The sequence below is a fragment of the Butyricicoccus sp. AM78-15b2TA genome (assembly GCF_027665985.1).
Taxonomy (GTDB): Bacteria; Bacillota; Clostridia; order Oscillospirales; family Butyricicoccaceae; genus Agathobaculum; species Agathobaculum butyriciproducens.
Genome location: NZ_JAQEHY010000050.1, coordinates 1 through 355 on the forward strand (window position 1 = coordinate 1; position 355 = coordinate 355).

Sequence of the window (355 nt, forward strand, 5' to 3'; positions counted from 1 at the left end):
CAGCAGGGGGAGAGGAAAGACGCGGGCGGCGCGGGTTTCGTTCCTCTCCCCCCTTAACGCGCCGCTGTACATCTGTTCTGTACAGGTGCATTTCGGAATTTATTTGCCCGAATTGTTGGGAAAACCAAAATATTTTTACGGAAAGTGGTCAATTATTTGACCACTTTTGCTTTGCCGAAACTGCCGATTTAGGACTATGCAACAAATGTTCGATTGTAAAGTGTTACGAGAACAAGAACATTGCGTTTTTACAACTTTTCTGTGTGCCAAAGTTTAATTATGAATCAAATGTGAACAATTCCTGCCCCGATTGACTTTATTTTGTATATACGGTATGATAGAATCCCAATCAAAG